The organism is Clostridium sp. AF37-5 (assembly GCF_003477605.1).
Classification (GTDB): domain Bacteria; phylum Bacillota; class Clostridia; order Lachnospirales; family Lachnospiraceae; genus Eubacterium_F.
Map to the genome: position 1 here is coordinate 1 of NZ_QUDR01000012.1, position 26,782 is coordinate 26,782.

A 26,782-nucleotide genomic window follows, 5' to 3' on the forward strand; every position below is an offset into this window, starting at 1 on the left:
GCAGGAAAAATTTATATTTTTTCAATTGTCTACTTGACGGGAAGCAGTTCAAAATGACAGTCCCTTTTTAATTTTAATAAAAATTATTCAGCTTCAATCGCACCGGTAGGACATGCTGCTGCGCAAGAACCGCAATCCAAGCAAGCTCCGCCGTCGATTTCGTAATGTGCATCGCCTTCTGAAATAGCGCCTACTGGACACTCAGATGCACATGAACCACAACTGATGCAAGAATCAGAAATTTTATAAGCCATTTTTAAATCCTCCTTTTCTCAAAAATATTTTGAACATACTCACATGATAATACAATTTGCTCAAAAATACAAGGGAAAATTTATCGATAAGCCCTTAGAAAAGAATGGAAAAGGAGCACGACTTACGTTACTGATAAAAAATATCATTACTGAGCGGCAAGCTGTTTGCCAAGTGCCTTACATTCAGCAATAGCATCGTCATTTGGGACTTCCTGACAAATCAGACCCTCGCCGTTTAATACACGTGCGCCGGCTGCTTCCATACGCTCTACCCAGTCACGCATCCACTGACCGTCACCCCAGCCATATGAGCCAAAGAGTGCAATGGTCTTTCCACCAACGCTTCTTTCCAACTCGGATACAAAAGGTTCCATTTCGCTTTCTTCCAAAACCTCTGCGCCCATTGCCGGACATCCGAGTGCAAATACTTTTTCTGCTTTCAAGGCATCCAGAGAAGCGTCCGTAACATCAATAATTTTAGCTTCTTTGCCTGCTTCTGTTACGCCTTCGCTAATCGCTTCTGCCATAGCCTGCGTGTTTCCTGTCTGTGACCAATAAACAATCGATATCATAGTTAAACCTCCTTTATGTAGTTAGTTAAATCTAACTCACGCTTATACTAGTTTACTTTATGAAATCTGTCAACCGGATTATTGATAGATTTAATCAGCATCCATTAATTGAGATTCTTTCTTAAAAATGGAAAAACTTTACAGACTCAAAATGCGAATAACATTCCTTGACAAAGAATACACTTGTGACTATAATCGAAATTGCATGATATGATAGTTATCGATGACGAAAGCCAAAAGGAGGATATATACTATGTTGAAGGAAGTAACAAAGGATATGCTGATTGGAGAAATTTTGCAGGCAGACGCAACGGTTGCACCGATTCTTATGGCGTCCGGTATGCACTGCATTGGCTGCCCGGCTTCTCAGGGAGAAAGTTTAGAGGAAGCAGCAATGGTTCACGGCATTGACAGCGATGAACTGGTTACGAAAATTAATGAGTATCTGGCAACAAAGAATGCATAAGATTGTATTAAAAAAGGACCGCTTTTGTGGTCCTTTTTTCATGTTCTTAATTCATTGCAGCCTTAAATATCAGCAAGCTTAGTTAATGCGTTGTCCTTCAAAATCAGACGAAAATGCTCGTTATAATATGCCTGTGTGGCATAAGTAACATTTTCCTCTTTTGCGTATTCAGCCAAAGCAGAACACATCAGACGGAAAGCATTTTTCCCTTTGCCGCGGTGGAGTAACAAGAAATACCGCTTAGTAGCAGGGTCTTTCCACAAACTGTTTTTGCCACGGTAATCGCAGTCAATCTGACTGGTAAGTGTTATCAGCGTATTCAGGGAATCAAAGGAGAATACTTTGATTCGGTTAGCAAGTGGTTCTGCCTCTTTTTTCTTAGCGTTGCGTCTGTTTCCCTGCAAAGTATCCTTTAATGGTACAAATTCGCCTGATGATTCAGAAGAATCTTTTGTTTCATTATCCTCGGCTTCTTCCAATAATTCATGGAGCTGCTCGAAGCAGTTTATGAAATCCTCAGAATTCTCCGGTGCATCTTCTTCTAACAAATCATTGTCATCGGAATCGGCATCATCCGATGGGCCGAACATGGAGAAACGCTCATCCAATTCATCTGGATTATCAACTTTATTAATAAGCAGAATGATGGAATCCCGTGAAGTCGGGATTGCCTCAATCATAAGTGGAATATCATCCGCATCAAAACCTAAGTCTATATTCGCTTGCTCCATTATATCACGAAAAAGTTCTTTAGCTTTATCGGAGCCGTAAGCCAATTCACTGATTTTGAGCTGACGTTCCATCAAATCATGTTTGTTTAAGGTACAACGGATTTGATTTTCACTCGTTCGTTCAATTTTCACAAGCACACATCCTTTCATATTTTCTATTGTAGAAAAGTATAAGTTATCTTATCTATAAAGTCAACACTAAGTGAAAAAAAACAAGGGGAAAGTCGTTTAGTCGTTTGGGATGAGCTGAAACGGATAGACGACACTTGTTTTGGCAAAATCACCTCTTATATAATAGAAGCAGGTAAGTCAAAGCGATACGATGGGAGGTGCAGGAAAATAATCTATGACTTGCCGGGATGGAACGAAAAATGGCACTTTCATATGATAATATCACGGAAAAGTATTATGAGGGGGAAACTATGCAGCAGAATCAATGGATTGTAGACGAGATGAATCAGGTTTACAAACAAGGAATACGAGTTGATGTAAATGGGCTTTCGTATAATCCGAAAACCTCAGCAAATTTAATGCGTGTATTGGAAAATGGTTCCTATATGCTAGACTATGAAGGAGACATGTTGGGGCGTATTGTGGCTCTGCACGTGGATTCTGTCGGGCCATCGGAACAGCCATCCTATAAAACGCTGCGCTGTAAAAAAACAAAAAACAGGCCGGAAAAAAAGAGGCGTAGCGAAAAAAATAAAAAAAAATAAATTTTTTGCAACTTTTCCTCTCTTTGAATCGTCTTATTGGTATAAAGGGGTAAGAAAAAGCCCAAAACAATAAACTTAGTAAAAGGGAGGTTTTTTTATGAAAAAACAAATTTTATTTGCGGCGACAGCATTGATGCTCACCGCAGGCGTAGTGGCAGGATCAAATGAGTCGGAAGCAAAAGCACCGAAAAAGATTGCGATTAACAAGAAGAATTTTCCGGATCAGGTCTTTCGTGAACTTGTAAAATCCAATTATGACAAGAACAAAGACAAAAAGCTCTCAAAGGGCGAGATTAAGAAAGCAAAGAAGTTTGGTACATCCAGTACCAAAAACTCGATTAAGATTAAGAAGTCCAAGTATGGAAAGTATACCAAAAAGTATATTAAGGACATTAAGAACTTTAAGGGAATCGAGAAACTGACAAATCTTCAGAAGTTTGTTGCGAACGAGACGTCAGTAAAAACCATTAACTTAAAGAAGAACAAGAACTTAACATATCTTGAGATGCAGGATGGCAATCTGCGCAAGATTGATTTGAATAGTAACAAAAAATTGAAATATGTCTATCTGGCGTATAACAAAATTTCTTCCCTCAAGATGAACAAATGTAAAAAATTACTGATTGTAAATATTCAGGGACATATGGTTAAGAAAGTAAAAATCAACCGTAACAAAGCAACCGTTGTATACGGTGAAGATTATTATGCACCATATGCAGTTACAAAAGTAAAAGAAAATTTCAGCAATTTGAATAAAGCAGGACAGATGGATGGTGATGGTATATTCTGTGTATATGAGTGGGCAACAGACCATTCGAACTGCCTTCGTAAAACCGTAAGCGGCGCTGCTATGGCAAGCCAGCCGGTAGCCTTAGATGCAGATGCTGCAGCAAAGGCAAAGGGCATGCAGCAGATTACGGCGCAGTGGAAAGATGCGAAAGGCAACTTCTACTTCTTAGCAGATAAAGATGGCGATATGGTTGCTAAGACGGCATATTATCTGGTAAAGGTGAATGCGCAGGGTAAAATCGAGGCTGAACTTGCAGTCAACGACCAGTTGATTCCAAATATGACCGGTATTCAGGAAAAATACAGTATGGAACTTTTGGCAGTTCAGAACAATACTGCCGTACTCAGTATTTTGACTGCCGGAAATAATGGTGTTGTAACGGTTGACTTAGATAAATTGACGATTACAAAAGAGGCTGTTTGCAGTTTTATTCCGAAAACAGCAGAGGGGGATGTAATTGCCGGCGTTGAACAGGATGGATTTGAGTTTCATGATGTAGTAGTCAGCAAATTGGTTTCTTCCGGTGTGCAGAAAGCAGCGGATGGAAAAACAGACGTAGAAAAATGTCTGTTGTCAAACGGGCACGTTATGAGTATTCCGCTTCGCGAATCCTATGGTATGTACGGCAGTGCGGTACAGATTTACGGACAGAACATTTATGTGATTTCCGGCGAAGGATTTTTCAAAGCAAAACTGACCGCTAAGAAATTTACACAGCTTTATGGAATCAGTAACTTTGATGGCATGCAGGAAAGTGAAGTAACCTTTAGTCTGGCAATGAAGAATGAAAAAGAGATTTATCTTATGAGTGAAAAGCAGGACGATGATGATAAGGTGACATACCAGTTGCAGGCTGGTAAAATCGGATAAAGAGACTCGGGAGTAGTACGAAGTAATAAAGTAAGAGCCGCCAGTCGTTTATGTCCCCTCAAAACGGCTGGCGGCTTTGGTTGCAGAAATGGCGCAGATAGGCTATAATAAGGCAATATCAATAGATAATATTACGAAGACAGGAGTAAACGAATGAGAGAACAACGATGGAAGAGATTGCGAACCGGACTATTGATTATTGCCTTTTCGGTGATTGGAATGCTTGAATATGTGCAGTTAGTACAGGCATTTGATTTACCACAGATGATGTTAGTCGTTCCGGTGGTGTCCGTGATTGCCATGCTTTTACTTGGAAAATACAGTTTTTTTGTGCCGGTCTGCACGATTGTACTAGCAAGTGCATATCAGATTTTGGCGGGAAGTGAAAATGCGGTAGCAGAGCTTCAGACCAGTGCAAGAAGTATCGCAATTATTTTATTTGAATGTTTGTTTGTGCTTATGATCGCACAGTTTATCGGATTGGGACTTGGGGCAGCTGCCCGCACATTAGGAAAGAAGAATAAAAAAAGAGTGGTAAAGATTGTTATCGGCGTAGTCTTTGCGGTTGTTTCGCTTGTGCCGTATCTGCTTTTATTCCATAATCCGCTGTATCCTATGACAGCAAGACACCGTTTAAAATCATTTGCGGACAAGACTATTACCGACTATCCGATTGCGGATAAAAAAGTGTATTATTCTTTGAATGATTCGCGGTACATGTGCCGTGTTATTATGTCTGACGGACAGGTTCGCGTGCTGTATTTAGATGAGAACGGAGAAGCAAAGCGGCAGTAGTTTACAGGACTCCGAAACTCTTTAAAACAAAAATCCAAAGCGTCAGAGTCAGTGAGGACAAAAGTGTCGTCAGGACAATGATGCTGGATGTCAATATGCCATCGTTTCCGGTGTTTTTTGCCATAATGTAGCTGGAAACCGTAGTCGGTGAGCCAAGCATAACAAGCAGTGCCATGAGTTCCTGATTGCGGTAGCCAAAGAAGACGGCAAGCGGTAAAAACAGACCGGCAAGCAGAATCAGTTTGATAAAAGAAGCAAGAAGGGTTGGTTTCATTTTTTTCAATGCTTTTTTTCCTTCAAAGCTGGCACCGATGGAAATCAATGCGAGAGGGGTTGCAGTGTTTGCTACACTTCCAATGGCTTTATTGACAAAGGATGGAAAGTGCAGGTTCAATAAAGCGAATGGAAGTGCGATCAGAATACTAAGTAAAATCGGATTCTTCATCACATTGATAAAAGTTTCTTTCATATTTGGCTTTTTACCGCCGTTGTCACCTTTTAACGTAAGGATGATGACGGCGAAAATATTATATAAAGGAACGCAGCCGATAATCATTAAAGGAGCCATGCCGACACTGTCATACATATTGTTGATGAAAGCAAGTCCTAAAATGGCGGCGCTGCTGCGGTAAGAGCCCTGAATAAAGGCACCTTTTTGCTCTTCATTTTTCATGAATTTCTCGGTAAGTCCCCACAAAACGGCGATGGAAAAAATAGTGACAGAAAAACAGAATAACACATATTTTCCGTCAAAGGCAGAGCCGACATTATTTTCTGTCAAATCCGAAAATAAAAGAGCCGGCAGTGCGATGCGGAATACGTAGCGGTCCGCTGTTTTGGTAAATTCATCGTTGATAATTTTTGTTGTTTTCAAAACCTTTCCTAAGATGATAAGTAAAAAAATAGGAAGTGTGGCGTTAATACTGTAAATTAAGTTTGACATAATAATTTCCCTTCTTAGGCCATCTCTGGAGTAGACCTACAAAACTATTTTACCATGCCTGTCAATAGTATCGTGACAAATGGCGGTCTTTGTGGTACGATAAAACTATCCATAGTTTAAAAATTTTGATGGAGGTAATTAAGTATGTTAGAACAGTTAAAAAAAGAAGTATACGAAGCAAACATGGAGCTTCAGAAAAAAGGACTTGTCATCTACACTTGGGGAAATGTAAGCGGAATTGACCGCGAAAACAATTATGTTGTTATTAAGCCAAGTGGTGTTGAATACGATGAATTGACGCCGGATGATATGGTTGTTGTTGATTTTGACCAGAATGTAATCGAAGGAAAATACCGTCCGTCTTCGGATACGGCAACACATATTGAATTGTACCGTGCATATCCTTCTTTAGCAGGTGTTGTCCACACGCATTCAACGTGGGCAGTAACATTTGCGCAGGCAGGAATGTCGATTCCGGCACTGGGAACGACACATGCGGATTATTTTTATGGAGATATTCCGTGCACAAGAGATTTGACCGCAGAGGAAATTAACTTGGATTATGAGAGAAATACGGGACTTGTCATTATCGAGACAATTGGCGATAAAGACCCGATGGAAGTTCCGGGAATCGTTGTAAAGAACCACGGACCATTTGCGTGGGGAACAAGCCCGGCAAATGCCGTTTACAATGCGGTTGTTTTGGACAAAGTAGCAGAAATGGCGCACCATACACTGACATTAAATCCTCGTGTAAAACGCGCGCCACAGTATTTGATGGATAAGCATTATTTCCGCAAACACGGAGCCAATGCTTACTATGGACAGGATAACTAATTTTCGTTATTTCTTCTCCGCGAGAGGGACAAGGCATCCTGTAAGACTTCCTGTTTGCCATCACGAAAACGAATAACAAGAGAATAGGTACCGCTGTACATTTCCGTTAGAGGAACGGTAAGTGTGTAGCGGTATTTTTCGTACAAAGATTCATCAAGCGGCGGATTTGTCAAATCAAGCTGATAAATGCGGTCCGGATGACTGAATACAATTTCCTGAATCAAGTCACCGGTTGTGTTTACTAACAGGCTGTCGCCGTTTATGGAAAATGTAATGCCGTACGTATTTTTCATAAATTCTAAATCGGTAGCAGAAGATGTTTCTACCGAAGCTGCCTTGTAAAAGACCGGTGCTTTGAGCCAGCCAACGACCGGAAATTCAATTTTTTCCAGACATTCTCCAAAATGCGAGAACTGCTCTAACGAGTCGCTGATGACGGATTCGAAAAATTCCTGCTTCAGATGTGTGGCAGGAGAAGTTACTTCTCTTTCATAAGGAGAGTAGATATGCTGGATTGCACCGGTTTCCCGGTTGATTTCCAATAATAACTTGTCTCCTTTTTTGGCATCCGAGGAAAGCACTAACAAGTTTTTGTTTTCCGCAGAAATTTCGCCATATACGTCAAAAATGCCATCACCCACATAGTAGGTGCGGTAACATCTGCCAAGCAAATCCACCTCATACATGTGTGTTGGTAAAAGCCCCTGCTCTGTTTTTACCAGATAGTCCGGATGGACAATCAGAAAGTGTCCGTCCGAGAGCGGAATTAAATTATCATCTTTTGCCGGAAGCGATAAGAAATAACGATACATCCCCTGTTTGTCCTGGACGCATGGATAATGGTTTGTTTCGCTCAATGTGCCGGTATGCAATGTGATTTCACGGCTTTTAATAGGCTGGTTTGACTCGTTATATAATGTCAAAGTAATCATATTATCCGTGTTCTCACATAAGCCGAAAACAGGAAGTACGTGATTGGTTGTGTACGTCATGGAATCGTAGTGCCAGGGCATACAAAAATCGCTCACAACCGTGTAAGATAAACGGCATCTTGTGTTGGTGTGAAACATGCAAAGTGCAGTGAGCGGTGTGATGCCATAGGGATTTAACAAAAGTTCCATCGACTCAAACGAAGTTGAGGCATCGTGGCTTCTTGCCCATAAAAGATTTTCTGCCATCCTTGTTTTCTCAGTCAGAGAAATTGTTACCGGAATCTGGCCGGATATCGTTTGGTTTAAGCGCAGACGGTTAAGGCTCATAAAATCAATTTTATATTGTGTGACATGGCTTTTCAGCCATGAAGTGATTTTGTTTGGCATAAGATAAAATCTCCTTTGTACTTTTTACCCATTTTACCTATATAGTGTAATTATAGCAAAAAAAATATGTAAAAAGTATGTTTTTTTGTATAAATTACTCTTTTTTTACATATTTTCGGCACCGGACGAGCAGGTAAATGTTTGGAAGAAGGAGGAAAAGGTTAATAAAATCGGTCATTTCCCAGACAAGAGCAAGCGGCATAATGCCTCCGGCAAAAATCATAATGAGGTATAGAGTCTGGTAAAAACGCTCGTATTTTCCCTGAAACAAATAGTCAAATCCCTGCTTGCCAAGGTAACTCCAGCCAATTAAGGTGGCAAGTGCAAAACTGATAATGGCAATGGATAAAATTTCATCACCGAAAAATGGAAGTTTTCCAAATGCGGCGGTCGTTAAGGCGGAGGCGGGAAGCGTCTGCCATTCGGACGGAAATTCCAACTGATAGCAGACAAGTACAAGTCCGGTGATGGCGCAGAGAACGACGGTGTCCCAAAAGGTAGCGGACATGGAAATGGCGGCCTGTTTGACGGAATCATCTTCCGAGCAGTGGCCGGCAATCAGGCCGGTTGTGCCAAGCCCGGATTCGTTTGTAAAAAGCCCCCTTGCTACGCCATAGCGGATGGCTTTTCCCATCGTGTATCCGGCAAAACCGCCACCGATGGAAGGTGGTGTAAAAGCGGAGGAAAAAATTAATTTCAGAGAGGGCAGAAGATAATCTGCGTGCAGGATGAGATAGAGAAGACATCCGCCAAAGAAAAAAATAGCCATAGTCGGCACAATGGCGATGGAGACATTTTCAATCCATTTGCGTCCCTGCATCAAAATTAATCCCACAAAAAAAGCGGTTATAATCGCGCAAGTGGCAGGCGGAAGCGAAAAGACCTGATGACAGGTTTCGGTTATTGCGTTGCTTTGTGTGGTGCATCCGATAAAAAATGCAGATAGCGTGAGCGCGGCACTGTAAAGAAGTGCAAGCGTTTTTTTGTGCAGTAAAAAATGAAGAATATACATGGGTCCACCGTGTCCCTGATAGCGGAAATGGTGGCACAAAAACGTTTCGGCGTAAGTGGTTGCCATGCCCAAAAGCCCGGTGAGCCAGCACCAAAACACAGCACCCGGTCCGCCTAAGAAAACGGCGGTGGAAATGCCTATAATATTTCCGGTTCCAAGCGTAGCAGCGAGCGTTGTTGTAAGCGAGCCAAAACGCCCAAATCCCTTTTTGTTTTTGCTGCCATCGGAAAGAGAAAGGGAGATGCCATATCCGATTTTTCGCTGCACAAGCCGTAAACGCAGGGTGAAGTAGACATGTGTGCCAAAAAGCATAACAAGAATAGGACCATTCCATAAAAGCTGATTTACATCAATTAAAAGTTTCAATCACAGACTCCTTTGGTTTCCTTTAGTTCATTGTATGAAAAATTTTGGCAAGTCATACTTTTGACAAGACCGTTTGCTAATCTCGTGGACAAATGAGATTTGGAGGAAGCTATGAAGAAACAATTCACATTCATCGAATCGATGATAAAGGTGGGAGTGATTGGTTTCGGCGGTGGGAATGCACTGATTCCGGTATTGGAGCAGGAAGTGGTAAACGAAAAAAAACTGGTAAGTAAAGATGAGTATGACAAGTCGGTTATTGCCGCAACGCTGACACCGGGGGCACTTCCGGTTGAAATTGCATCGGGGATTGGTCTGCATGTCGGCGGCATCGGTGGGATGCTCGCGGGCGGTGTATTGATGGCTCTTCCGGGAGTTGTGTTTACGGTATTGTATTTAATGCTGCTTAGCGGTGCGGATTCTAATATTTTACAGCAGATTCAGTATGCTTCCATCGGCATTACAGCGTTTATTTTGTGCCTTTTGACGCAATACATTGTGCAGACATTAAAGGCGTACCGCCACTCTAAATTCCAGGTGGCCGCATGGTTCGTAATTCTATTTGTGTTTATTGCAACGGGTGGAAATTATCTTTGCCGTATTTTTGGATTAGAAATCCGGCTTCCTAAATTTTCGACAATCCAGATACTTTTGCTTACACTTTTAGGAAGTGTTGTTGTAGGATTATTGTACCAGAAAAAGACGAAAAAGAAGGACAAAAAGCCAAAACTGGCAGCCGGAAAACTGGGGGGCAGACTTTTGTTATGGGTTTTATTTCTGCTTTTGTTTTGTCTGCCGGCACTTTTTATGATGTGGCGTGAAGCGGCGGGCTTTGTAGGGCAGGGCGCTGTGTCTTCCTTTTTGTCATTTGGTGGCGGAGATGCCTATTTATCCATTGCCGACGGTCTTTTTGTGCCGGAATATATTTCAGAAAGTGACTTTTACAATCATCTGGTTGTAATTGTAAATGTGCTGCCGGGGTCTATTTTGTGCAAGACTTTGGCAGGGATCGGTTATTTGTGCGGAGAGGCGGTCGTTGGAACGACAGCCGGTGGATTTGCCTTTGCGGTGGCGGGATTTGCCTGTAGTGTTGCCTGCTCTTGTTTGATTTTTTATCTGGTTTACCACTTGTATGACAGACTGGAAGGATGTGCCATTTTTAAGGTAATCAAAAAGGCAATTCGCGTTGTTGTTTCGGGACTTTTGCTTACCGTGATGACAGGGCTTTTGTTGTCCGAGATGGAGATTAATTCAAATCCTGAGCTTCCGCGTTTGGCGGTTCCCACAATGATTGCTTTCTTTTGTTTCATAAATCTGATATTATATCATAGGAAATGGAAAAACATCGGACGCATTGTCGTATCGCTTGTGCTTGCTTTTTTACTGTGCAATGTGCTCGAAGTTTAGAAACAAAGGAAAGCAGGTTATATTTATGCATATTTGGAAACATTTTTCTACGATTACAAGGCACCGTCATAAAGTAATCGTGCATTGCTTTATGGCAGGAATTTTCTGGCAGGGGCTTAGACATGACTTGTCAAAATACAGTCCGGCGGAATTTATTCCGGGGGCAAGAAATTATCTGGGAGATAAAAGTCCGAACGAAAAAGAGAGGGAACGGTACGGCTTTTCGCGTGCGTGGCTTCATCATCAGGGACGCAATAAACACCATTTTGAATACTGGGTTGATTACAATCCGAAGTTAAACCGGAAAGAACCGGTGGAGATGCCAACCCGTTATTTGATTGAAATGTTTTGCGACCGCGTGGCGGCAAGTAAAATTTATTATGGGGATGACTATGATATAGAGAAGCCGTTTCTTTATTTTGACAAAGGGAGAAAACGACGCTGGATGCACCCGGTAACGTCGCAGAAATTAGAGGATTTGCTGATTATGCTGCGCGATAGGGGGGAAAAAGAGACGTTTTCATACATTAAACACGTGATGAAACCGGAAGGAAAAAAAGATAAAGCTCATTGGAAATAAAAACTAAAAAAGCCTTTTTTGTGACAAAAACCTATGATAGGATTTCTTCCAGAACATGGGTGGACATGCGATTTCATTAAAGGAGAAAAGGAAAATGACGGAAAATGTTATTTGGCAGCCGAATAAGGTCTCGGCAAAAGACCGTTATCGTGTGCTCGGACAAAAGGGGCTTGTTGTTTGGTTTACGGGACTTTCCGGTTCCGGAAAATCAACAATTGCGGTAGAACTGGAGAAAATGTTGAATGATGCAAAAAAAGCAGTTTATCTTTTAGACGGAGATAACATTCGACATGGAATCAATTCGGATTTGGAGTTTACGGATAAGGACCGTGATGAAAACATACGGCGGATTGGAGAAATTTCTGCCCTGTTTTGCGACGCAGGAGTTATTACACTGGCTGCTTTTATTTCCCCGTTTCGTAAGATGCGCCGGTTTGCGAGAGGGCGCGTCGGGGAAAATCAATTTCTTGAGGTATATGTGAGTACGGATTTTGAGACCTGTTGTAAGAGGGATCCAAAAGGTTTGTACAAAAAGAATATTAAAAATTTTACGGGAAAAGATTCCGGTTATGAGAAGCCGGAGAATCCGGAAATTGTTTTGGATACCATACATTTCACACCACAGGAGTGTGCAAAAGTTGTATATCAGGAAATTTTAAAAAGAATGAATTAGCAAAACGTGCATGGAGGAACAAAAATGGATAATTATTTTGTGTCTTCGTGTAAGAGGGTGAAGGATTGGATTTGCAGGCAGTTTGGGCAAAAGGAAAAAAAGACGGTTCACCACAAGAAACTTGCCGATGGCGGTGAGGTGATTGTGTGGGAAACCGGACGAGCAGGTGAAGAAGCGGCGTCGTATGAGAATTTATTTCTCCGCAAAGAAATCGCAGGATTTCGCACGAATATACGTCGTGAGCAGTCCTGTTCCATAAAGTCACTGACTAGAGACTATTTGTATAAGCAGCTTCTGAGCAGTGGTGAGTACACGTTTGACCATATGCTCGTTATAAAAGATCCATATGGAGAGGCACCGTTGACTGCACTTGCTTTGTTCATGTTAGAAGAGCCGGCATGTGTCCGTGTTACGACAAAAGGAAATTTAAAGGTGACGGATTTTGTTACAGAACTTCCTAAGAAAAAAGAGCATCGAGTGCCGATTTTAGGGATGTATGCTGAAAAGGCAAATGACATCGTCATAGAGATTCTCGATGATGAGGGAAACTGCGTAAAAAGCCATACTTTCACGATACGAACGAAAAGACTGCCGAAGTCACTGCGCAACGTGATTACGGTGAAAAAATGGACCGACAAACCGGCGTATTCCAATATTATGATAAATGGCGGTGTCAAGATTCATACCTGCGTGTTTGATATCGAAGGGAAAATACGTTATTATCTCAGCCGCAAACCGAGAGGATATGGTATTTTTCCATTATCGGATGGTCACTTTTTTTACATGGAAAAATATATTTCCGTGCCATCCTATTCCAATCCCCAGACAGTAGAGTCTTATGATATGGACTATTTCGGTCGTGTGTTTCGAACCTATCTGACGGAAAAAGGGGTTCACCACACGGCGGAAGAAAAGGCAGGCGGTAACATTCTCACCGGAAGTAATTCAATGCTTGAGCATACGGAGGACTGCGTTATTGAGATTGACAGACAGACCGGTGAAATTGTGTGGCAGTTAAATATGGCAGAGCTTTTTGATGAAACCTATCAGAATATGATGGACTGGTGCCATGTAAATTCCGCTGCGTATTATGAAAAAGACCGCACGATTTTGATTTCCCTCAGAAATGTGCATGCGGTAATTTGTGTAGATTACGATACGAAAAAACTCCGCTGGATTTTATCCGACCCGAAATTCTGGGAGGGAACAAAGATGACACCATATCTTTTGCAGCCGGAAGGTGATGTCAAATGGTGTTACCAGCAGCATGCGGCATTTGAAATTGCACTCCCGGATGAATCGAATCCACAGAAAAAACGGATTATTGTTTATGATAATCACTGGGCAAAGCGTCGAAAGGCGAAGTCTTTTGATAAAGATCCGCTCAGTTATGTGAGTTTTTATGATATTGATGAGGAAAAGAAAACCGTTTCGCTGCATAAACGATTTGCCGGACCAAAGACAAGAATCCGTGCAAATGGAATCTATGTTCCTGACAAAAAGCGTGTGTATAATATGGCAGGTTCTTATGCAGAACCGGTGGACGGTGATGGCGGTGGTATTTTCGAATACGATTATGAGACCGGCGAGGTGCTTTCCGAGTTTGGTGTAAAACCGGGATTTTTCCGCGCGTATCCGTTTGAGCCGAATGTGCAGGAACTCGCAGAGCCGATGCAGGTGACCGGCGATTATCAGGTCGGTCAGATTAAACAGCCGCAAGAGATATCAAGCAGCAAATACTGCAAGTTAAAGTCGGAAAAGAAACATCATATCAAGAGTGCTGCTATCGAATATGAGATGCAGGAAGATTTACTCTTTGTGAATAACGTAGACCACGAAGTGGAAAAAGTTTATTTTATTGGTGACAAAGGTGGTTATCAGGTTGACTTTGATGACACATACCAGACAATGGATGTGTTCCGCACGATGGTTTATAAAGTTGCCATGCAGCTAACCAATCTGCCAAAAGATAAATATAAAATTTATTTGCAGGTGAAAGGTGAACTGCAGACAACAAAAAAATATATCAATATATCAGCCGTTAATTAACTTTTCATAAGCTGCATAATCGGCAGCGTAGTATTGTCTGCCGATGAGCACCATGAGCAAGTCGCCGGGCAGAATTTCGGTGTCGCCTTTCGGCGTAATCGTGTGACCGTCACGCTCAATGGATGCAACCAATGTATTTTTCTGCCAGTCAATCTGGCAGATTTTTTTATGGCAGACCGGACTGTCAAAAGGAATGACATAAGTAACCAAAACTTTTTCTGCCGATTCTTTAATTTCCAGTTCAGTCTGTTTGTTCAGAATATTTTCCAAAAGGGACGTGTAAATCGGTTTGCTGCCAAGCAGGTTTGCAATGATATAAGCAATACTGCTCACGACAGCGATGTCTAACATCCGGTGCATATTGCCGGTCATTTCGGTAATCAATACAATACCGGTAATCGGCGCACGCACGATGCCCGCAAATAATCCCGCCATGCTGATAACGATAAACTGGGGAAGTAAATCGTTTGGCAGGGAGAGAGCGTGGATGGAAAGGTTTCCGAAAATTGCCCCGATGTAGGCGCCTAAAATCAGAAGTGGGAAAAAGATTCCACCGGGTGCGCCGCATCCGAAACTAACTGCCGAAAATAAAAATTTAACGACAAGTAAAATGCAAATCATGGAAAGTTCCGGTTTCCCATGCTCTAACAAAGCAATCATGCTGTGACCGCCGGCTAATACCTGCGGAAGGGTGAGACCAAGAATCCCGGAAATGACAAAAACAAAGGCAATCCGGATTTCTTTTGGTATTTTTTTCAAACGGTGGAAAAAAGCCTGCATTTTTAACATGACAAAATTATATCCGGCACCCGCAAGACCAAGCAAAATACCAAGCAATGCTAACAGCCAATAATAGCGGAGTGCAAGAGTCGATGTCGTAAACGAAAAAATAGCAGACTGTCCAAAAAATATTTTTGAGACGAAGTCGGCGCACACCGTGGCAATCAGACCAGCGACTAACATTGTGCGGTCAAAGGTGTGGTGGATTTCTTCAAGAACAAACATAATGCCGGCAAGCGGTGCATTAAAGGCGGCGGCAAGTCCGGCACCTGCGCCACACGATAACAGACCGATTTCTGTTGTTTTATCATAGTTTCTAAGGCGGGAATAACTTTTTGCCACCATCGCACCAAGCTGAATGGACGGGCCCTCTCTTCCAAGGGACAGACCGCCGAAGATACTAAGTGTACCACCGGTGAATTTGGCTAAAACGACACGCCAAAAACTCTGGTCCAAATAACCGCGGACCTCCCCTGAAACCTGCGGGATCCCGGAACCGGCAGCCATTGGCTCCCATTTCACAATCTTTGCGACAATACATCCCATCAAAATAAGAGCGGCAAACCAGAGGGCGGTAACACCTGCATTTCCGCGTATGAAATTCAGAACCGCATATAATCCGCTCTCTGCATAAGTTAGGCAGTATCGGTATAGAACGGCAGTCAAGCCGGCCAAGACACCGATTAAAGCACCTTCTATAACGAGTGTAATACTTCGCTTTGCCGTATTGTTTTCCAATTTTTCCAAAGTATGTTGATATTTATTCATAGGTAAACTTTCTCCTTGTTGTTTTCTTTATCCAATCAACCAGAGATATTTTACATCCAAATGCATTATTTTGCAAATACCCTCTTATTGCTCCTAAATGTAATGAAATTAAAAAATCTTTGCCGTTATAAAACCGTAATCGTACATTCCTTTGTTACACCGTCAATCGATGCCCGGATTTTTGTTGTGCCACGTTTTATTGCCGTGACTTTTCCGCGGCTGTTGACGGTGGCTACACTTTTTTTCTGAGACTTCCATGTTACTTTTTTCCCGGAGGACACTTTTGCTGTCAGAAGAAGTGTCTGATTGCGGGACAAAGATGCAGAAGTATAATTAAGTGTAACTTTAGGTTTTTTTACCGTGACATGACAGGTTTTTTTTGTACCGTCTGCCTTTGCGGTAATTGTAGTCTCTCCTGGTTTCTTTGCTGAAATTTTACCGTTTTCGTCAATTTCGGCAACGCTTGATTTTTGAGATTTCCATGAGATAGGTGACCTATTTGAGGTCTGCCCTTTCAGAGTAACCTGCGCTCCGTTTTCCATTGTAATGGAGGCGGTTGATAATGAAATGATAGTTTTCGTGACGGTAATTTTACAACTGGCTTCCCCACCTGCGACTTTTCCTGTAATCGTGCAGGTGCCCGCTTTTTTTGCGGTGACTCTGCCATATGTATTTACCGAGGCGACAGCGCTTTTACTGCTTTTAAACCGAACCCACTTGCCGTTGCTTGCAATTCCCGCAAGAGTAAAAGAATCGCCAATTTTTAATGTGGCACGATATCGGGAAAGAATTACAAGAGCCGGTGAGGCGGCATCTGCTGTCAAAGGTGCGGAAAAAACAGAGGCGGTAAACAGTACCGCTGTACATAAAAGGGCAATGCTCCGCCGGCAAGCCGCTTTCAAAAAAATAGACGTGTGTTTCATGATAAACCCTCCTTTTGTGGAGCAATAAGAGGGTAAATACAAGATAACACACGTCTAGTCATAAATCAAGTATTATTTTTTATTCTTTATCTTCTTCTCGTCCGGGTAAAATGGCATTTAACAAAATGCCCATAATAGCGGCAATGGCAAGACCGGTTAAAGTGATGCTTGTTCCTGCAATCTGGAAGGTAAGTCCGGAAGAGAAACCAAGTCCGCATACTAAAATGGTAGCCGCAATAATTAAGTTTCTTGATTTGGTGAAATCAACTTTGTTTTCTACGACGTTGCGAACACCGATGGCGGCAATCATACCGTAGAGAATAAAGCTGACACCGCCAACGATAGCTGCCGGTAGGGTACTGATGATACCGGCAAATTTCGGGATGAAACTTAAAACGACAGCGTAAATAGCAGCCAGACGGATTACTTTCGGATCATGTACACGGCTCAGTTCCAAAACACCTGTATTTTCACCGTAAGTGGTGTTGGCAGGACCGCCAACCAAAGCAGAAAGGGAAGTTGCCAGACCATCACCGATTAATGTGCGGTGAAGACCGGGATCTTCTACATAATTTTCGCCAACGGTTGCGGAAATGGCGGAAATATCGCCGATATGCTCCATCATGGACGCAATGGCAATCGGAGCCATAGCAAGGATTGCAGTTAAGTCAAATTTACAAAACTCAAATGGTGGAACATTAACCCAGGAAGCGTTGGCAACTTCTGCAAAATTAAAGATGGCGGAACCATCCGGATTTGTGATACCGCAAAAGTGCAGAATCAAGGCAACAGCGTAAGCACCGGCAATGCCGAGAAGAATTGGGATGATTTTCCACATACCTTTTCCCCAAATGTTGAAAATCACAATGATGGTAAATGCGATAATGGCTAACAGCCAGTTTGTCTGAACATTATTAACTGCGGATGGTGCTAAGCTTAAGCCGATGCAGATAATAATCGGACCGGTGACAACCGGTGGAAGAAAACGCATCGCACGTTTCACACCGACTAGTTTGATAATCAGTGCAAGCACCAGATACAGAGCACCGGCTACTACGATACCGCCGCAGGCGTAAGGCAGTTTTTCGCCCATGGACATATCTTTGAAAATTCCGGTGTCCAATTTGGAAACGGTTTCAAATCCGCCGAGAAAGGCGAACGAAGAACCAAGAAAAGCGGGAACTTTTAATTTCGTACACAAATGGAAGAAAAGTGTGCCGACACCGGCGCAGAATAATGTAACCTGAATGGAGAGCCCCTCTCCTTTAAAATAGTTGTTTACCAGAATCGGTACTAAGATTGTGGCACCAAACATGGCGAACATATGCTGTAGACCTAACAGTAGCATTTTGGGGATGCCAAGCGTTCTGGCATCGCGGATTGCATTGTTTTTTGTTTCCATAAGAAACCTCCTCATAATCGTTATTGGTTTTATTATAAAGAAAAAAAGTTCATCTGACAAGCATTGTTGCAATTGTGGCGTAAGAATAGTAAAATGAGGGAGGAAATAGAAAGGTGAACAAAGATGAAGAAGAGATTTACGGCGGGTGTTTTATTAGCCATTTTTACATTTTTATTTTTAGAGACAGAATATTTATTTGTGAATATAATGAGTGCGTTTTCATCTTCGCAGCAGGCGGTTAGTGCACAGGGAATTGTGCTGGGTGTCAGCGTCATTGGTTTTCTTTTATATGCTCTATTTCACAGGATAAAATCTGCTTTTGTAAAAAGAGTGGTGACAGTCATGTTTCCGCTTATTATGGCGGTCTGCTTGTTCTTTTTATGTGAAGCGGATAGTTACGCCATCTGTCTTTTTATGGGCGGTGTTGTATTTGTGCTGCTTGGATTGTTTGGCAGTGCTCTGCATTATCATGCACTTTTTTATGTTGGCAGAGATTCGCGCCTAGCACTTTTGGTTGGTGTGGCTTATGCACTGGGGTTGCTTTTTCAGTTTATATGTAACAATCTTGTTCGCAGCCAGATGGTACAGTTGATTTTTGTATTTATTCTTTTTGCCGCCACGGTTTATTATCTGCTCATACAAAAGGAAGCAGTGGAGTTAGAGCCTGTGGACAAGGGGGAGAAACAGGAGAAAATAACAGGGTTTATATTGGTTTTATGTGTTTTGTGTATGACGATGATTTTTGCGGCATTGGATAATGCAGTTACATTACAGCATGCAAAGGGAAGCTTGGATGTTGGACAGTGGCCGAGGCTTCTATTGGCGGTAAGCGGGATTTTGGCAGGCTTTTTGTTTGATTTAAAAAATCACCGGTATATGTCGATTGTGATGTTCTGCGTCACGCTTTTATCCGTACTCTGTGTGCTTGTTATTGTGACAGGCGGCTCGGTGCTTGCCGGACTTGTTATTTTTTATTTGTCATCCGGATTTTTCGTTGTCTATTTTACGACGAGATTTATGAATTATGCGGTACAGAGTTCCATTCCTGCACTCTGGGCAGGCATGGGAAGAGCGGTAAACAATGCGGGAGCGGCGGTCGTGACCGGAGGATCGATAGCCTTAGTAGAAGGTGGGAATGTAATTTTGATTTCTTCTGTGGTGCTTTTGCTGTTTGCGCTTATCAGCATTGCGATGTTTGCGACGGAGAGGCAGCAGGGAAAGAAAAAGGCAGAAGATGCACAGACACTTGACTTAGGAGCATTTGCAGAGAAATATTCCCTCACAAAAAGAGAAACGGAAGTTTTGGATGCATTGTTAAATTTTGATGACAGTGCGAAAGATTTGGCGAAACAATTATATATTTCAAGAGCTGCTTTGTATCGGCATATTTCTTCCTTGAATGAGAAAACGGGTACAAAATCGAGAATTGGCTTGATTCAGTTCTATTATCAGCAAAAAAATGAAGAATGAGATAATGCGAGATTGTATTTTTTTACAAGAAAAGGTACAATAATAGAAAACGCGAAAGAAAATGGAGGAAAGAAAATGAAACAGATTACTATAATGGAACATCCGCTGATTCAGCATAAGATTTCGATTTTGCGAAATGAGGCAACAGGAACGAATGAGTTCCGCCGTCTGATTGAGGAGATTGCCATGCTTATGGGATATGAGGCACTCCGTGATCTGCCGGTTGAAGATGTGGAAATTAAGACACCAATTGAGACGTGCCGGACACCGATGATTGCCGGAAAGAAGTTAGCTATTGTGCCGATTCTTCGTGCCGGACTTGGTATGGTAAGCGGTATTTTATCACTGGTGCCATCGGCGAAAGTCGGTCATATCGGTTTGTACCGTGATGAGGAAACACATGAACCTCATGAGTATTACTGTAAGCTTCCGGAACCGATTGACCAGAGAACGATTGTGGTTGTAGATCCGATGTTGGCAACCGGTGGTTCGGCAGTGGCGGCAGTAGATTTTATCAAAGCGCATGGTGGAAAGAACATTAAATTTATGTCGATTATTGCTGCACCGGAAGGAATTGAGCGTCTGATGAAAGCACATCCGGATATTCAGCTTTATGTGGGCTGCAAAGACCGCTGTCTGAATGAAAATGCGTATATTTGTCCGGGACTTGGAGATGCCGGAGACCGAATCTTTGGAACCAAGTAAGAAATGTTAGAAAATAAAATGCTTAGAAAGCGAAATCTGATGTCAGGATTTTAGCCTTCTAAGCATTTTTTTATTTACTCCACAAGTAACAGTAAGATTGCGTTCTTGCGGCGAATAATTCCGTTTTCAGAAGTTTTTTGACTTCGTCTTTTGTGTACCAGCCGGCTTTTATTTCCTCAACAGTGGAACTGCTTTTGGAAAAGGTGCCGTCTGCAACACCGACGATACAGAGGTTGGTTTCATTGGCAAAGCCAATGGCACTGTAACTTAAAGGAAGAATATCGTTTACCGTCAGTAAATCAAGTCCGGTTTCTTCTTTTAATTCGCGCCTTGCGCTTTCGATTGGCTCTTCACCCTCATCAATCAGACCTGCCGGGAAATTATATACCCAGTCGCCTAAGGCAAGGCGGAATTCTTTATTTAACAGTATTTTTTCGTTCTTCTCATCGTGCATGATTAAAACGACAGAGTCCGGTGTTTTTGCCTGAAGCTCCGAAAGCGTGGAAATGTCCGGATTTCGGCTAATCATTTCATAAACTTTTTCTTTTCCATCGACCGTTTCATATGTGATATCATAGCGGTGGATAAAGTGACCGTCATGAATTTTTTTTAAACCTTTAAACTCCATAAAAACCTCCGTAGGTTTTGCTATTTATTCCTGATAAGTTTTGACAGATTCAAATTCTTCAACAATTTCTTTGGATGGTGCTTTTGTCAAAAGGCTGACAATGACAATGCACAAAAGGCTGACAAAGAATCCTAATAACAGGGAGTAAATTCCGGTTACGGCGTAAGGTGTCTGACCGCCAAGAATTGGAAGGTAATCCCAGATGATAACAAACAATCCACCGGATACGATGCCGGCAACGGCACCCGGAAGGTTGGTACGTTTCCAGAACAGGGAGCACACAACGAGTGGACCAAAGGCGGAACCAAGACCGGCCCATGCGTCAGAAACAAGTCCCATGATACTGCTGTCCGGGTTCCATGCGATAATGCAGGCAACGACAGCAATTACAAGAACCGTAATACGGCTTACATTTAATACTTTTTTGTCTTCTGCTTCCGGTTTCAGAATATTTTTGAAAATATCTTTAGATGCGGAGGAGGCGCAGACAAGAAGCTGGGAATCTGCTGTTGACATAATGGCAGCAAGGATTCCGCAAAGGAACAAACCGCCAATAAAGATTAAAACGATGTTGCCATCGAAAATCTGCTGAATCATTTTGATAAATACATTTTCGGAACCGGTTTCTACGAGTGTTTCATTTAAGAATCCGCGTCCTAAGATTCCGATAAAGCATGCGGCAATCAGCGAAATGGCAACCCATACGATTGCGATTACACTGGATTTTTTCAATTCTTTTTCGCTCTTAACAGCCATAAAACGGACTAAGATATGTGGCATACCGCAGTAACCAAGTCCCCAGGCTAAGTCAGAAACGATGGAAATCAGCGGATATGGTTTTCCTTCCATATAGAACAAACTTAAGAAGTCTGAATTTTCTGCTACACCGTGAGCGGTTAATGCACCGGTGAAGTCGCCACTGATAGCGGCATAAGCGATAATTGGCACCGTTAAGAGAGCGATAAGCATCATGGTTCCCTGCACAAAATCGGTGGTACATACGGCGAGGAATCCTCCCATAAACGTGTATGCCAGAATAACGGCTGCACCAATTAAAAGTGCGTAGTGGTAATCAAGACCAAATACGGTCTGGAAGAGTTTTCCACCGGATGCCAGTGCCGATGCGGTATACACTAAGAAGAAAATAACGATTACAATGGAAGAAATTCCAAGAAGAATCTTTTTCTTATCGCGAAAACGGTTCTGGAAAAATTCCGGGAGTGTTAAAGAGTTGTTTGCTACAATTGTGTAACGGCGCAGGCGTTTGGAAATGCAAATCCAGTTAAGCGCCGTTCCGATAAACAATCCGATGGCAATCCAGGCTTTTCCGGTTCCGGCAAGGTAAATCGAACCCGGCAGTCCCATCAAGAGCCATCCGCTCATATCGGAAGCCTGTGCGGAAAGAGCGGCAACCCAGCTGTTTAAGCCTCTTCCGCCAAGAAAATAATCTTCGGTACTGTTTGTTTTTTTCATCGAAAAGATGCCGATGCCAATCATCATCGCTAAATAACACACGAAGGCAATTAACACCGCAATGGTAGTTGTGGACATAAAAAATCCCCTTTCATAAAGTGTAATAATCGTCAAAAGTATAACATATTTGAGGGGGTGTAGGCAAGTAATGGTTAGGACTTGTCTTTAGATTTCGGCAGCTCAGAAGAAAAATTTTTCTTCTGAGCTGCCGAAATCTAAATAAACTTATAACGAATATTTGCTACATCTTTTGTGGCTGAAATTTGGGGGTGATTTGTGGCTAAAATTTGAGGTTAACACTTCCGGAACAACTCTTTTGCTTGATTTTTGCCTAGAGGGTTGCATTTTCACCTCATTATTCGGTTTTATTCGGGAAAATTGTACGACACATGCAACTCTTTATATTAATTTCTTGCTTTTTGGTTGCTTTCGGCTGAATTTTCTCAAAATCTATGCAACTATTCTTGGTATATATGAAGGATAAGGTTGCATGTGGTTCTTTTCTTCTAAAAACTTGGTCTAAAAACTTGGCTGAAAGTATGATGGACATCATATCTCAGTTGTAGTAAAATACAAAGTAATAGTTTTGTGTTGATAGTTTAGGAAAGGGCGTGAGTTACTATGAAGTGGGTTCGGTGTTTTCTGATTTGTTGCTTGAGTCTGTTTGTTATTTCCTGCGATAAAGAAGCTGCGGTGCAACCGAGAGAGGAAGTTTCTCTAAAACGAGATAAGTCATACGAATATGAAAAGATACAAAAGCCGGAGCTTGCATTTTCAAAAGATATGAAACAAATGTACCTTATTGTAAATGAAGAGGTGCCGTATTATATTTTTCGCATGCAGACTTCCGGAAAAGATTCTTATATGGAGTGCCGGTGGGAGGAAGATAAGAAATGGGTGATGAAAAAAACGGCATGGAGTGATTTTATTGCAAAAAACTGCGGCAATGGTGAAATTCAGATTGCAGCCGATACAAAGCAGAATTTGTACGTGATGTATAGTGATAATAGTAAAACAAAATGCCAGCTGTATAAAATCAAGAAAAATAGGGAAATCCGGGAACTTCATATCCCTGATATTACGTCACGTGTAAAAGGGCAAAAGATTGTATCGTTTAGTGTGATTAACGAATCACGTCTTGTGTTTTTCTTTTCCTTAAAGGAAGATGCCACGGACGGACAGGCAATAGAGTACGACAGTGTAGAAGAAAAATTTCTTGCCAAAGATGGAAAAATTGATGATATATCAGCAGGGTTTGATACGGAAGGAAACTATTATGTGGTGGCACCGAGACAGCAGTTGATTATGAAAAAATCACTTTATGAAAGTGTGCCGAAAAAGGTTATAAAATGTGAGGGAATGACATCGGAAAGCAGCACTTCCGGTCTTGTGATTGATGACGATTTCGGATATCTGTTGACGGGGAATGGCATCTATGGTGGGAAATTGGATGCCAATGCATGGGAGAAGAAGATTGATGGGAAAGAACTCTATTACTGCAAGGACTTTCCGTCGCCGGTTCTTGGGATTGCCAACATGGTAAAGGTGCCTGGCAGGGATTTAGAATTTTATTTGATGACATGGAAAAATGCGGAGTGTTCGGATTTTGAATGGGTTCATTATTTTGCGGGCAAAAAACCGTAAATTACTGGCAGGAATGGCTAGAATATGTTACATTATAACTAACGGAAATCGTTTCGATTGGGTTTATGGGAACGGTCGTATTATATAGGAGGTATTTCACATGGGAAAAGAGAGATTTGTTGATTTAATCCAGAAAAAAAAGAATGGAGAGACACTGACAAAAGAAGAAATTGATTTTATGATAACGGATTATGTGGCAGGGAAAATTCCGGATTATCAGATGTCTGCCATGCTGATGGCAATTTACTTTAATGGCATGGAAAATGAGGAACTGGCGGCGTTTACTCTGGCAATGCGGGATTCCGGAGATTTGGTCGATTTGTCACCGATTGAAGGAATTAAAGTGGACAAACATTCGACGGGCGGTGTTGGCGACAAGACAACACTGATTGTTGGACCGATTGTGGCGGCTTGTGGCGTGCCGGTGGCAAAAATGAGTGGACGCGGACTTGGATTTACCGGGGGAACGCTAGATAAACTGGAGTCGATATCCGGTTTTCGCATTGACCTTTCGGCAGAGGAGTTTTTTGAAACGGTGAAAAAAACGGGAATCAGCGTGATTGGACAGACCGGAAATCTGGCACCGGCGGACAAACTTTTGTATGCACTCCGCGATGTAACAGCTACAGTGGACAGTATTCCGTTGATTGCAGCGTCGGTTATGAGCAAGAAGCTGGCGGCAGGAAGTGACAAAATTGTTTTGGATGTCACGACGGGCAGCGGAGCATTTATGAAAAATACAAGAGATGCGAAAAAACTTGCGAAACATATGGTGGCAATTGGAAATCATGCGGGAAAAGAGACCGTGGCAATTTTAACCGGCATGGAGGAACCGCTCGGATTTGCAATCGGCAATAACATGGAAGTAAAAGAAGCGATTGAGGTGTTAAAAGGAGGAGGCCCGGAAGATGTCAAAGAAGTCAGTGTGGCGATAGCCGGTATGATGCTGTCACTTGGGCTGGAAAATGTAAGCCACAGTCAGGGAAAAAGGATGGCGAAAAAAGCTCTTTCGTCCGGACAGGCATTTGAAAAATTCAAAGAAATGGTACAGGCGCAGGGCGGCGATATCCGTTATGTAGAGCATCCGGAATTTTTTGAGAGAGACGCATTTGAGGGAGAAGTGCTTGCTGCAGAAGATGGATTTTTATCCGGGATGGATACCGAGAAGATTGGTGTGGCAGCAGGACTTTTGGGTGCCGGCAGGGAGACCAAAGACAGCGTCATTGATATGAGCGCAGGTATTTACTTGAAAAAGAAAATTGGAGATACCGTGAAAAAAGGCGAACCGATTGCCATCTGCTATGCAGGAACAAAAGAAAAATTGAACCGTGGAATGGCAATGTTTGAGAGCAGTATCCGGTATTCGAAAGAAGCTCCAAGGATTCCGAAATTAATAGTGGATATTATTCGCTAGGTTTGGTAAAATAGGAATAATAAGGAATAAATGAGGGAGGACAGATATGTTCGATAGTATTGTGATTGGCAGCGGCTTCGCCGGTGCTGTGGTAGCCAGAGAGCTGGCTGAGAAAAAAGGACAGCAGGTGTTAGTAATTGACGCCAGAGACCATGTCGGCGGCAACTGCTATGACAAAAAAGACGACTATGGCATTTTGATTCATCAGTATGGACCGCATATTTTCCATACCAATATTGATAGAGTGTATGAGTATTTGTCACGTTTTACCGACTGGTATGAGTACCGCCATGAAGTTGTTGGAAATGTATACGGCAGAGAATTGCCAATTCCGTTTAACTTAAATACGCTGGAGCTTGTGTACGGCGAGCGCGCGCCGCATTTGGAAAAGCTTTTAATTGATAATTTTGGCGAAGGTGCCAGAGTTCCGATTCTGGAACTTATGAATCATGAAAATGAAGAGTTACAGGAGATTGCTCAGTATGTATATGAAAATGTTTTCTTGAAATATACGATGAAGCAGTGGGGCAAATCGCCGAAGGAAATCGATCCGGCTGTGTCTGGCCGAGTTCCGGTTCTTTTATCCAGAGATAACCGTTATTTTCAGGATAAATATCAGGGACTTCCGAAGGAAGGATTTACGCCGATTTTTGAAAAAATGCTCGATTATCCGGGCATTGAAGTGCGCTTAAATTGCGAGGCTGCATCGGTTCTTACCATTGACCCGGAGGCAGAAAATAAGGTTCTTTTTGAGGGGCAGCCATTTACCGGTAATGTGATTTTTACCGGAGCTTTGGATGAGCTGTTTGGATGCCGCTTTGGCAGACTTCCGTATCGTTCGCTGCGGTTTGATTTTGAGCACTATGACAAGAAATTTTATCAGAGCCACGGTGTAGTAAACTACACGGTGTCGGAAGATTTTACCCGTATAACAGAGTTTAAGTATTTGTCCGGCCAGTTGGATGCAAAGGATACGACAATTGTGAAAGAATACCCGATGCCTTATCAGGGAAAAGACGGGGAAATTCCTTATTATGCAATTAATAACGCTGAAAATGATGCTCTGTTTTTGAAGTACAAAGAACTTGTTAATAAGATTCCAAACTTCTATCTGTTGGGACGTTTGGCTGAATACAAGTATTATAATATTGATGCGATTGTGGACCGTGCACTGACGGTGGCAGAGGAAATTTAA

General features: G+C 42.2%; 25 protein-coding genes. 14 read left to right on the plus strand and 11 right to left on the minus strand.

Annotated features, from left to right (window positions below; genetic code table 11):
• Window positions 1-83: 83 nt before the first annotated feature.
• Window positions 84-254: a 4Fe-4S binding protein gene (locus DW019_RS08730; RefSeq protein ID WP_022377808.1), complete on the minus strand. Its 171-nt coding sequence runs from the start codon at window positions 252-254 to the stop codon at window positions 84-86.
• A gap of 146 nt (window positions 255-400) precedes the next feature.
• Window positions 401-826: a flavodoxin gene (locus tag DW019_RS08735; protein WP_117478173.1), complete on the minus strand. Its 426-nt coding sequence runs from the start codon at window positions 824-826 to the stop codon at window positions 401-403.
• 256 nt (window positions 827-1,082) lie between these two features.
• Between DW019_RS08735 and DW019_RS08740 the strand changes: the two genes are divergently transcribed.
• Window positions 1,083-1,292, plus strand: coding sequence for a DUF1858 domain-containing protein (locus tag DW019_RS08740; RefSeq protein WP_347461394.1), 210 nt, complete (start codon window positions 1,083-1,085; stop codon window positions 1,290-1,292).
• A gap of 62 nt (window positions 1,293-1,354) precedes the next feature.
• Here the strand turns inward: DW019_RS08740 and DW019_RS08745 are convergent, their stop codons facing one another.
• Entirely contained in the window at window positions 1,355-2,155 is an 801-nt protein-coding gene (locus DW019_RS08745; RefSeq protein WP_181974925.1) for an adaptor protein MecA, read from the minus strand.
• A 239-nt stretch (window positions 2,156-2,394) separates the two neighbouring features.
• Between DW019_RS08745 and DW019_RS08750 the strand changes: the two genes are divergently transcribed.
• The 3 genes from DW019_RS08750 to DW019_RS08760 all read left to right on the plus strand — a co-directional run bounded on the left by DW019_RS08750 (window position 2,395) and on the right by DW019_RS08760 (window position 5,194).
• Window positions 2,395-2,739 carry a hypothetical protein gene (locus DW019_RS08750; protein ID WP_022377812.1) on the plus strand — a complete coding sequence of 115 codons (345 nt, stop codon included), beginning with the start codon at window positions 2,395-2,397 and terminating at the stop codon, window positions 2,737-2,739.
• A 97-nt stretch (window positions 2,740-2,836) separates the two neighbouring features.
• The gene (locus DW019_RS08755) at window positions 2,837-4,399 is read left to right on the plus strand and encodes a hypothetical protein (RefSeq protein WP_118443132.1); all 1,563 of its coding nucleotides are present in this window, start codon (window positions 2,837-2,839) and stop codon (window positions 4,397-4,399) included.
• Between the two features lie 153 nt (window positions 4,400-4,552).
• Window positions 4,553-5,194 (plus strand): hypothetical protein, encoded by a 642-nt coding sequence (locus DW019_RS08760; RefSeq protein WP_118443133.1) that lies wholly within the window; start codon window positions 4,553-4,555, stop codon window positions 5,192-5,194.
• A 1-nt stretch (window position 5,195) separates the two neighbouring features.
• Here the strand turns inward: DW019_RS08760 and DW019_RS08765 are convergent, their stop codons facing one another.
• Complete coding sequence (locus DW019_RS08765) at window positions 5,196-6,137, minus strand: AEC family transporter (protein WP_117478168.1); 942 nt, start codon at window positions 6,135-6,137, stop codon at window positions 5,196-5,198.
• Window positions 6,138-6,281: 144 nt separating this feature from the next.
• Between DW019_RS08765 and DW019_RS08770 the strand changes: the two genes are divergently transcribed.
• Window positions 6,282-6,974 (plus strand): L-ribulose-5-phosphate 4-epimerase, encoded by a 693-nt coding sequence (locus DW019_RS08770; RefSeq protein ID WP_022377816.1) that lies wholly within the window; start codon window positions 6,282-6,284, stop codon window positions 6,972-6,974.
• Here the strand turns inward: DW019_RS08770 and DW019_RS08775 are convergent.
• Both DW019_RS08775 and DW019_RS08780 read right to left on the minus strand, forming a co-directional pair.
• Window positions 6,971-8,293: an aryl-sulfate sulfotransferase gene (locus DW019_RS08775; RefSeq protein WP_118443134.1), complete on the minus strand. Its 1,323-nt coding sequence runs from the start codon at window positions 8,291-8,293 to the stop codon at window positions 6,971-6,973. The genes DW019_RS08770 and DW019_RS08775 overlap by 4 nt on opposite strands.
• A 94-nt stretch (window positions 8,294-8,387) precedes the next feature.
• On the minus strand, window positions 8,388-9,671 hold the full coding sequence (locus DW019_RS08780; RefSeq protein WP_118443135.1) for an amino acid carrier protein: 1,284 nt from the start codon (window positions 9,669-9,671) through the stop codon (window positions 8,388-8,390).
• Window positions 9,672-9,782: 111 nt separating this feature from the next.
• Here DW019_RS08780 and DW019_RS08785 point away from each other — a divergent pair, with 111 nt between their 5' ends.
• The 4 genes from DW019_RS08785 to DW019_RS08800 all read left to right on the plus strand — a co-directional run bounded on the left by DW019_RS08785 (window position 9,783) and on the right by DW019_RS08800 (window position 14,380).
• On the plus strand, window positions 9,783-11,078 hold the full coding sequence (locus DW019_RS08785; RefSeq protein ID WP_118443136.1) for a chromate transporter: 1,296 nt from the start codon (window positions 9,783-9,785) through the stop codon (window positions 11,076-11,078).
• 25 nt (window positions 11,079-11,103) lie between these two features.
• Window positions 11,104-11,658, plus strand: a complete 555-nt coding sequence (locus DW019_RS08790) for a DUF5662 family protein (protein WP_022377820.1) — start codon at window positions 11,104-11,106, stop codon at window positions 11,656-11,658.
• A gap of 94 nt (window positions 11,659-11,752) precedes the next feature.
• Window positions 11,753-12,331: an adenylyl-sulfate kinase gene (gene cysC, locus DW019_RS08795; protein ID WP_118443137.1), complete on the plus strand. Its 579-nt coding sequence runs from the start codon at window positions 11,753-11,755 to the stop codon at window positions 12,329-12,331.
• A 24-nt stretch (window positions 12,332-12,355) separates the two neighbouring features.
• The gene (locus DW019_RS08800) at window positions 12,356-14,380 is read left to right on the plus strand and encodes an aryl-sulfate sulfotransferase (RefSeq protein WP_118443138.1); all 2,025 of its coding nucleotides are present in this window, start codon (window positions 12,356-12,358) and stop codon (window positions 14,378-14,380) included.
• Here DW019_RS08800 and DW019_RS08805 read toward each other — a convergent pair.
• From DW019_RS08805 to DW019_RS08815, 3 genes are all read right to left on the minus strand, one after another.
• Window positions 14,366-15,928 (minus strand): ClC family H(+)/Cl(-) exchange transporter, encoded by a 1,563-nt coding sequence (locus DW019_RS08805; protein ID WP_118443139.1) that lies wholly within the window; start codon window positions 15,926-15,928, stop codon window positions 14,366-14,368. The genes DW019_RS08800 and DW019_RS08805 overlap by 15 nt on opposite strands.
• Window positions 15,929-16,053: 125 nt before the next feature.
• Window positions 16,054-16,851 carry an Ig-like domain-containing protein gene (locus DW019_RS08810; RefSeq protein WP_118443140.1) on the minus strand — a complete coding sequence of 266 codons (798 nt, stop codon included), beginning with the start codon at window positions 16,849-16,851 and terminating at the stop codon, window positions 16,054-16,056.
• 79 nt (window positions 16,852-16,930) lie between these two features.
• Complete coding sequence (locus DW019_RS08815; protein WP_118443141.1) at window positions 16,931-18,253, minus strand: uracil-xanthine permease family protein; 1,323 nt, start codon at window positions 18,251-18,253, stop codon at window positions 16,931-16,933.
• 123 nt (window positions 18,254-18,376) lie between these two features.
• On the opposite strand from DW019_RS08815, the gene DW019_RS08820 reads away from it, so the two are divergent.
• Both DW019_RS08820 and upp read left to right on the plus strand, forming a co-directional pair.
• On the plus strand, window positions 18,377-19,723 hold the full coding sequence (locus DW019_RS08820) for an HTH domain-containing protein (RefSeq protein ID WP_118443142.1): 1,347 nt from the start codon (window positions 18,377-18,379) through the stop codon (window positions 19,721-19,723).
• A gap of 75 nt (window positions 19,724-19,798) precedes the next feature.
• A complete protein-coding gene (gene upp / locus DW019_RS08825; protein ID WP_117478158.1) occupies window positions 19,799-20,428 on the plus strand; it encodes a uracil phosphoribosyltransferase in 630 nt (209 codons plus the stop codon).
• 70 nt (window positions 20,429-20,498) lie between these two features.
• On the opposite strand, the gene DW019_RS08830 is transcribed toward upp, so the two are convergent.
• Window positions 20,499-21,056, minus strand: coding sequence for an NUDIX hydrolase (locus DW019_RS08830; RefSeq protein ID WP_022377830.1), 558 nt, complete (start codon window positions 21,054-21,056; stop codon window positions 20,499-20,501).
• A 24-nt stretch (window positions 21,057-21,080) separates the two neighbouring features.
• Window positions 21,081-22,607, minus strand: a complete 1,527-nt coding sequence (putP, locus tag DW019_RS08835; protein ID WP_118443143.1) for a sodium/proline symporter PutP — start codon at window positions 22,605-22,607, stop codon at window positions 21,081-21,083.
• A gap of 543 nt (window positions 22,608-23,150) precedes the next feature.
• On the opposite strand from putP, the gene DW019_RS08840 reads away from it, so the two are divergent.
• The 3 genes from DW019_RS08840 (at window position 23,151) to glf (ending at window position 26,782) form a co-directional block, all read left to right on the plus strand.
• The gene (locus DW019_RS08840; protein WP_118443144.1) at window positions 23,151-24,173 is read left to right on the plus strand and encodes a hypothetical protein; all 1,023 of its coding nucleotides are present in this window, start codon (window positions 23,151-23,153) and stop codon (window positions 24,171-24,173) included.
• Between the two features lie 100 nt (window positions 24,174-24,273).
• Complete coding sequence (locus DW019_RS08845) at window positions 24,274-25,587, plus strand: pyrimidine-nucleoside phosphorylase (protein ID WP_118443145.1); 1,314 nt, start codon at window positions 24,274-24,276, stop codon at window positions 25,585-25,587.
• A 46-nt stretch (window positions 25,588-25,633) separates the two neighbouring features.
• Entirely contained in the window at window positions 25,634-26,782 is a 1,149-nt protein-coding gene (gene glf / locus DW019_RS08850; protein WP_022376710.1) for a UDP-galactopyranose mutase, read from the plus strand.

Bases quoted from the DNA above. Each gene is read 5' to 3' on its own strand.
- DW019_RS08730 (WP_022377808.1), bottom strand. From the start codon at position 254: ATGGCTTATAAAATTTCTGATTCTTGCATCAGTTGTGGTTCATGTGCA.
- DW019_RS08735 (WP_117478173.1), bottom strand. From the start codon at position 826: ATGATATCGATTGTTTATTGGTCACAGACAGGAAACACGCAGGCTATG.
- DW019_RS08750 (WP_022377812.1), top strand. From the start codon at position 2,395: ATGGCACTTTCATATGATAATATCACGGAAAAGTATTATGAGGGGGAA.
- DW019_RS08755 (WP_118443132.1), top strand. From the start codon at position 2,837: ATGAAAAAACAAATTTTATTTGCGGCGACAGCATTGATGCTCACCGCA.
- DW019_RS08760 (WP_118443133.1), top strand. From the start codon at position 4,553: ATGAGAGAACAACGATGGAAGAGATTGCGAACCGGACTATTGATTATT.
- DW019_RS08765 (WP_117478168.1), bottom strand. From the start codon at position 6,137: ATGTCAAACTTAATTTACAGTATTAACGCCACACTTCCTATTTTTTTA.
- DW019_RS08770 (WP_022377816.1), top strand. From the start codon at position 6,282: ATGTTAGAACAGTTAAAAAAAGAAGTATACGAAGCAAACATGGAGCTT.
- DW019_RS08775 (WP_118443134.1), bottom strand. From the start codon at position 8,293: ATGCCAAACAAAATCACTTCATGGCTGAAAAGCCATGTCACACAATAT.
- DW019_RS08785 (WP_118443136.1), top strand. From the start codon at position 9,783: ATGAAGAAACAATTCACATTCATCGAATCGATGATAAAGGTGGGAGTG.
- DW019_RS08790 (WP_022377820.1), top strand. From the start codon at position 11,104: ATGCATATTTGGAAACATTTTTCTACGATTACAAGGCACCGTCATAAA.
- cysC (WP_118443137.1), top strand. From the start codon at position 11,753: ATGACGGAAAATGTTATTTGGCAGCCGAATAAGGTCTCGGCAAAAGAC.
- DW019_RS08800 (WP_118443138.1), top strand. From the start codon at position 12,356: ATGGATAATTATTTTGTGTCTTCGTGTAAGAGGGTGAAGGATTGGATT.
- DW019_RS08805 (WP_118443139.1), bottom strand. From the start codon at position 15,928: ATGAATAAATATCAACATACTTTGGAAAAATTGGAAAACAATACGGCA.
- DW019_RS08810 (WP_118443140.1), bottom strand. From the start codon at position 16,851: ATGAAACACACGTCTATTTTTTTGAAAGCGGCTTGCCGGCGGAGCATT.
- DW019_RS08815 (WP_118443141.1), bottom strand. From the start codon at position 18,253: ATGGAAACAAAAAACAATGCAATCCGCGATGCCAGAACGCTTGGCATC.
- DW019_RS08820 (WP_118443142.1), top strand. From the start codon at position 18,377: ATGAAGAAGAGATTTACGGCGGGTGTTTTATTAGCCATTTTTACATTT.
- upp (WP_117478158.1), top strand. From the start codon at position 19,799: ATGAAACAGATTACTATAATGGAACATCCGCTGATTCAGCATAAGATT.
- DW019_RS08830 (WP_022377830.1), bottom strand. From the start codon at position 21,056: ATGGAGTTTAAAGGTTTAAAAAAAATTCATGACGGTCACTTTATCCAC.
- putP (WP_118443143.1), bottom strand. From the start codon at position 22,607: ATGTCCACAACTACCATTGCGGTGTTAATTGCCTTCGTGTGTTATTTA.
- DW019_RS08840 (WP_118443144.1), top strand. From the start codon at position 23,151: ATGAAGTGGGTTCGGTGTTTTCTGATTTGTTGCTTGAGTCTGTTTGTT.
- DW019_RS08845 (WP_118443145.1), top strand. From the start codon at position 24,274: ATGGGAAAAGAGAGATTTGTTGATTTAATCCAGAAAAAAAAGAATGGA.
- glf (WP_022376710.1), top strand. From the start codon at position 25,634: ATGTTCGATAGTATTGTGATTGGCAGCGGCTTCGCCGGTGCTGTGGTA.